Raw genomic sequence first — 7,598 nt, forward strand, 5'->3', positions numbered from 1 at the left:
CGGCGATACCCGCCAGCCTTTTGAGCAGGCCAAAGCCCTGCTGGCCGAGGAAGCGGCACAGGCCGCCTTTGCCCCGGCTGCCGGGGTGGGGGCGCTTTCCATGGGGCTGGCGGGTCCGGCCATGGAGGACCTGATCCTGAAGAACGCCGGCACCCGTGGCCTGAATGCGGCCAAGGGGTTCCTGACCGAAGGGGCGCAGGAGTTCGGTGAAGGGGTTGGCCAGCAGATGGCGGCCAGCTACGGCCAGCAGCAGGTGGGCAGAGAGGTAGGACTGACTGATGGTGCGTTGGAGCAGGGACTGTCCGGTGCCATTGTTGGAGGTCCGGTGGGTGGACTGGTGGGCGCTGCCGGTCGAACCCGCAATATGGATGATATCAGGGAGAAGCAGCAGAGACACAACGACCTGATGAGCCAGCACCAGACCCTGCAAGACCAGATGCAGGAACCTCACGCCGATCAGGCCATGCTGGCGGAGCAACTGCGGCAGAACTCGGTGGCCATTGCCGGACTGGAGAGCCAGCTCCATGAGTTGGGGGGAACGCAGCCGCAGGAAGAACAACCGCAGGCACAGACTGAACCGGAGCTGACCATAGACCCGACCCAGTGGCCACCGGGCTGGCAGGCTGGGCCGGTGCAGCAGACGCCACAGATTGGCAGCGACAATGCCATCTATGTGGACCCCACTGGCCCTGCACAGCGAGGGGAAACCACTTTTACCGGCCCTGGCTTTGAGCAGCAGACCCGACAGCCTGACCCTGCACCGCAACAGAAGACAAGCGAACCCCGCCAGCAGGCACTGCCTTACTACCCGCCTGCCGACTTTACCGGCAACCGTTACGGCACTGTGGATACTGACCCGGAAGCCACACAGCAGGACAGCCAGCAACGCCGACAGGATCAGATCGACAGGGCTACCCATCAGCATCCTGGTTCAACCGAGTACACCGGCAACCCTGACCGTGATCTGAACAGTTACACAGAACGGATGAACGGCCTGAACCGTTTGTTCCGTTCGTTCAACTGGAAGAAAGGTGACGACAGCAAGAAACGCCGTGTCCGTAAGCTGATTGAAGACCAGCGCAGGCTGGAAATGAACGCCCGGAAAAGTGGACGAGGCTTTACCCCGACCTCCATGAAAGAGGCACTGGACAACCTGAAGGCGATGGTCGAAAGCGGGGACGGTATCCGCTTTGAACGGGAAGTGCAGGCCATCGAGGCGCGCCAGCAGCAGGAAGGGATGAGGCTCACCGCACAGGAAAAGTCGGGAACCCCTTCAGGAAAAAAGCCGGTACTGGGCAAGGCCGACGAATCGGTGATGGCTGATGAGCGTGAAGTCAGCACCCAGTATGCCCTCTATGAGCAGTCCGACCTGATTGCCAGCCATAACGACACCGGCAAGGTAAACCCTCAATACCCGGCAGAGCTGCAACCACGGGATCGGGCAAGGCAGGCCAGTGAAACCCAGATCAGGGGCATTGCCAGCAAGCTGAACCCGAAGAAGCTCGGCAGCAATCCACTGGCCAGCAGCGGTGCGCCGATCATTGGCAGTGACCGTGTGGTGGAAAGCGGCAATGGCCGTGTGTCAGCGCTCCGCAAAGCCTACCGCAACCACCCTGAACGGTCAGCGGCTTACCGCCAGTATCTGAAGGACAACGCGGAAGCCTTTGGCCTGAAGCCGGGGGATGTGGATAAATTCAGCCAGCCGGTACTGGTACGCCAGCGGCAGGGCAAGCTCGATACCGAAGATCGGGTGTCGTTTACCAAAGAGGCCAATAAGCCCGAAACCGCTACGATGTCTCCGGCTGAAAAAGCCAAGCTGGACGCCAGTCGCATTACCCGGGAAGACCTGAGCCATTTTGATACCGATGGCACGGGCGATCTGCTGCACCGCAGCAACGACACCTTTCTTGCAAGGTTCGCTGACCGGCTCGGTGATGAGGCCGGAGAGCTTAAAACGCGTCAGGGTGACTGGAATAAACAGATGCGTGACCGTGTGGAGTCGGCCCTGTTTATGAAAGCCTACGGCGATGACCGGCTCAACAGCCTGTTTGCCGAAGACGACAAGCCGGACCTGAAAAACCTGATCAAGTCACTGGCCATGGCGGCTCCCCACTTTGCCAGGACAAAAGGGTTAGACCCGGAGCTCGGTGGCTATGGCGTCATTGATTCCCTGGTGGAAGCCAGTCGCATTTTGCAGGACAGCCGCAACCGTGGCCAGTCGGTGGATGAGATTCTGGATCAGCGCTCCCTGCTGGACAGCTTCAGCCCGGAAACGGAAATGTTCGCCCGTTGGCTCGATGCCAACCTGAACAAGTCGCGGCAGGTTGGTCAGGCATTGAGCGAGCTGGCGAGGCAGATTGAGCAGTACCTGCAAAAGCAATCACAAGCCGATGGGGATATGTTCGGCACCGCAGAGGCGACACTGGACGATCTGATTCAGCAGACCAACCACCAACTGGAGAAAAACCATGGCGATAAATCCACACCGATCATCGACCCGAAGCCGACCCCCAGGGAAGGGGGAAGTCCCACCAAGCGCCCGGAGCGCGACTGGGAGGCCAAACAAGCCCAGCCTGTTCAAACTGCTGAAGGAAGCAACCGAAGCAGTGAACCGGAAGAACGGACCGGAAGACCAACTGAATCTGCCAGAGAAGCCAAAAGGGACGAAGTAGACGATCTGCTGGATGCGGTTGATCACGGCACCCTTGATAGCGATGAGTGGACGGACGATGACTTTGCCGGGATTGAGGAAGACAAGGCTCAATACGACCCCCAGGATGGGGGAAGTGCCACAAAGCGCCAGGAGCGCGACTGGTACAATAGCCGTAATGCGCCTCACTACTCGGTGCCTGGGATCAAGAGTCTGGGCGGTGCGGAACGGGCAGCCATCAAGCGGTATTTGGATGGCCGGTCTGACAAGCAGGGCATTGTCCAGCGGCTGAAGAAGCTGGCGGATACACCCTGGGCAAGGAAGACTGTGCAGTCCATGCTGATTCGCCAGACCATTGATGATCTGGTGGCTGGGCGGGAGGTGGATTACCAGTCGCTGTTGTCCCAGAAAGATAACGCCTCGATCCTCAAAGCGCTGAAAGATCATGGCGAACCCGGACTCTGGCGTTACCTGCACACAGAGGATGTCATGGGGCATGCTGGAAAACCGGAGAACAGCATCAATGGCAGCTTTGTCGATTGTATGCCCAGCCGTGATTGTGCTTCTTTCTGTTATGCGACCAAAGGCAATTACCGGTTCAGCAATCCCATTATCAAATCGGAAATCGTGAACTGGGCAGTGGAGAAAGACCCGGTCAGAACCGCCCGGATTGCGGTCAACGATTACAAAGGCACTCCGGAGTTTTACCAGAACAAAGCCCTTCGCCTGTTTGATATGGGCGATGGCTCCATGGCATGGCTGCCCTTTATCCGAACCATGAACAAGGAGGGTATCCGGCTCCAGATCTTCAGCAAGAATCCAGAGTTCCTGAAGCAGGTGCCCGAACAGAACTGGCGGGCACTGTCGGTGGACAACACCAACTTTGAACTGGCCGCACAGCACCCGGAGCTGCAGCTGGCGGTGGTGTTTGACGGTCAGCAGAATGGCATCGACTTCGTTCGCGCCAACCTTGACCGGATACTGGTGACTCTGCCCATTAAACACGGTCAGCGAGTCCTGGGCGATAAAGCCACCCTGCGTCGTATGCTCGGGCTGGATGCCATGAAGCGGGTCTGCCCTGTCGATGGTGGCTGGAAAAAGATCAAGCACCCCACCGATCCGAAGAAGAACTTCAACTGCACTTCCTGCGACCAATACGGTGGCATGGGTTGCTTCCACGGCAATGTCACTCGCCAGGTGATGAAAGCTGCCACGGAAGCCCCCCACGACAAACATCTGCAACGGCTGAAAGAGGAGATAGAGAATGACCCTGAACGATTCGGTGGCAAAGCGAGCGCGGCAGAGCTGCTTGGAAACCTGGGCAAAATCCGATCTGCGCTACGGGCATCTGCTGACACCCGAACAGAAGCAACAGATGCAGGCGGCCAGGGACAGGAAGCTGAAGGCACAATCCGAGTTCGACAAATTGATGAGGGAACCGGACGCTACCGGGTCGGAGAAGGCGAAGAAGGAGAAATAGAAGAACGTAAGCGGCTCGGCAAAAAGTCCGACTTGGAGGACGCCGGACAGCAGAACCTGTTCGCCTCCCCAGACCTCTCCGGTGACGAACGGAAACAGCAGATTATCGAGAACCAGCGTGTTCTGGTTAAGCATGATGAAACCGGCACCATCAGAGCTGGCACCGACTCCATTCACACCTACGACGACCTTGCCCACTTTATCGCCCCGATCCGCAAGCTGGCGCAGGAGGAAATGGTCGCCATTGTGCTCGATGGCAATGACAAGGTGATCAATGTCATTAAGCACAGTAAGGGGCAGAAAGCCTCTGCTTCCGTATCCCCATGGACACTGGCCGGTGCTGTGGTTGCTACGCCCGATGCCAAAAGCGTCTGGTTTGCCCATAACCATCCTTCCGGTGATCCTGTGCCCAGTATGTCGGATGTGCATATTACCCACAGCCTGAATGAAGTGCTGGACGGCAGTGACGTGGTCAATATGGGTCATGCCGTGGTGGGGACCACTGGCCATGCGAAAATCATGGATGCCGATGGCATGGTGCAGATGGGCACCGTGGCTCCCAAACGCATGGCTCGCAATAAGGCATTCCCGATTACCGAACGGCGGCTGCGCTTTAACCGGCCACATATCAACTTCAGCTCACCAGAAACGGTGCGCCCTTTTCTGGACACCATCAGCCCCAATGCCGTGGTGCTGCTGGATAGCAAATACAATGTTACTGGCGTTCTGCCGTTGTCGGACCATGATCTGAAGACCCTGCGGCATCCAACCAACAACCCAGCGGCTGCCCGGATTATGACGGCACTGGACAGCACCAACAGTTCGTCAGTCATCCTGAAAAGCAGTGGCTCACCACTGGCCACGACAGGCACCCGGAACCTGATCCGATTCTTCAACCGGGGCGACCGTATCCAGGTGTTGGATCACTTTACCGGCAAGGATGGCAGCTACCAGTCTGCCGCCGAAAGAGGAACCCCAGACCTGAACGAACGGGGTTCCTTCTACGCCCTGCGCAAAGACAGTAACGCCAAAGGCATCCAGTCCGGTCCGTTGCGTCTGAAGCTGAAGCCGCTGGAGCAGAAACTGGGGCAGTCCATCCATGTATTGCAGTCTGAAACCGAGCTGCCCTCCAGCCTCTACCAGAAGGTGATCAGCGACAAGGCTCAGGGACGGGTGCGAGGGATGTTCGACCCGGAGACAGGCGACACCTATCTGATCGCAGCCAATCTGGATACCACTGGCGAGGCGGTGCGCACCGTCCTCCATGAACTGGTAGGTCATAAAGGCGTCCGTGGCCTGCTGGGTAAACGGCTCGATACCGTGCTGGATGAAATCCACCGGGATATGAACGACCGGCTGAAGCAGGCACTGGGCAAGCGATACGCACGACAGATTGAAGGTAAGCCGAAAGCAGAAGCCAACCGGATCATTGCCGAGGAATACCTGGCGCACCTGGCGGAGAAAGACCCGAAGAACGGCCTGCTGACCAAAGTGGTCAGCATGATCCGCAATGCTTTGCGCCGGTTGTTCCCCAACATCAAATGGACGGATGCCGATGCGGTGGAATTGCTGAGTGCTGCCCGTGGCAGGCTGAAACGTGATGGACAGAGGGCGACCCCCATGGATGGGGGAAGTCCCATCAAGCGCCGGGCACCCGAAGGGCATAGCAAGCGCGACTGGGGCAACCGCTACAGCGATGCAGGCATAGCCCCGACCTTCTACTCCGCCGTGGAGCACAGTGCCGCTGCGGTGAAATCCGACAAGTTGCCTGCCCAGAGCTGGCTGAATGCCATCAAGAAAGGCAACTTTGTGCAGGATGAGGAAATCCAGTGGCTGGGCCTTGACCTGTGGCTGGCGGACAAAAAGGGTGAAAAGCTGAGCAGGGCCGAGGTGCTGGACTTTATCCGCCAGAATGAAGTGCGGATCGACGAAGACCTCAGTGTTGATGCGTTCGATGAACAGGAGCTGGAAGAGCGGGTCTATGAAAAGCAGCAGCACTTTATCAGCGAACGAATTGGCGATTATGAGCACGGCTATTCGCTGGATGAACTGTCTCACCTGCTGGACGATGCGCGGGAAACACTGCGGGAGGATGAGTACGACTTCCACTATCAGGAACTGAAACAGCGGTTTGAACAAGACGAGCTGGATGACCATGAAATGGATGCCCTGGTGGATGACGATGGCAATCTGAATGAATCCGCCCTGCACGAAGAAGCCCAATGGCGAGCCAATAACAGTGTCGATACTATGGACGACAAGGCGCTGGTACGGGATCACATCAGCTATTCCGACAAGGAAGATGCCGCGCTGGAAGCCTGGGAGAACGACTACGAGTCGGACGTTCGCAGTGACCTGGAAGCGGAGCTGCGGGATGAGTCCGATGTTCAGTACCGCAATTATGCCATGCAAGGTGGTGAAGATTATTCCGAACTGTTGCTGATTCTCGATAACAACAGCCACGTATTCCCCGCTGATCCGAATCACAAGAACCTTAGCCCCATTTCCGAAGAAGAAGCCAACGCACTGGCGCAAGGAATGATGCCCGCCGGTATGAAGGTGGACGATGTGGGCTGGAGTCAGGAGTTTAAAGACTACACCCTCTACCGCCACAATGGTGATGACAAAACCATGATCACCACCGGCCATGCCACTGAGGCCTCGGCCATTGCGGCTGCCGTCAGCGAGCATCAATCCTTTGCTCGATGGCGACAGGACGACTATGACGAAAGCCACTGGGGGACGACGGAAAATGTACTGGCTCATGTGCGCTTCCAGACCTTTGATGAAAACGTCCATGGTCGTAATGAACGGATTCTGTTTATCGATGAAGTGCAGAGCGACTGGCATCAGGCCGGTCGGGAAAGTGGCTATCGAACACCAGAGTCGGTACGTAAACAGGAGCAGCGAAATGACCGGATAAACGCAGTCGATGACAAGATTCGGGCTGTCGTAAAACAGCGGGATGAGTTTGGCAAACAGCATGCTGAAACCGGTGCCCGGCGTGATGAGCTTACCCGTCAGCTCAAACAGGCAGAGCAGGCCGAAGATCAGACGCAGGTTGATCGGCTGAATAACGAGTTGACCACGGTTGCTGACAATGTAGAAAACCATTTTCAGCAGTGGGTGGATGCCGAAGCCCAGCTGAAAGCACTGCGAGATGAACGACAATCACTGTTCGATACCGACAAGCACCGGTTCTACCGTCAGGTACCTAATGCGCCCCTGAAAGAGAGCTGGCCCAACCTGGTGATGAAACGGATGATCCGCCACTCTGCGGAGAACGGCTTTGACCGGATCGCCTGGAGCAGTGCGGCACAGCAGGTGGAACGGTATCCCAGCCTTGGGCAGGTGGTAGAGCAAATGAAGGTATCGCCCCAGTTTACCCACGAAGGCCGACTGACCCATGTCACCTTAACGATCAAAAACAGGAATGGCAGCAACCGCAGAGAGCATATTGCGGAAGAGC

General features: G+C 57.4%; 1 protein-coding gene. It reads left to right on the plus strand.

All coding sequences use genetic code 11. From position 1 onward, the window contains the following. Positions 1 to 7,598, plus strand: a 7,598-nt coding sequence (locus AK963_RS22980; RefSeq protein WP_139117600.1) for a JAB domain-containing protein, incomplete at both ends; no start/stop codon positions are given.

Source organism: Endozoicomonas atrinae (assembly GCF_001647025.1).
In the GTDB taxonomy this organism is placed as follows: Bacteria; Pseudomonadota; Gammaproteobacteria; order Pseudomonadales; family Endozoicomonadaceae; genus Endozoicomonas; species Endozoicomonas atrinae.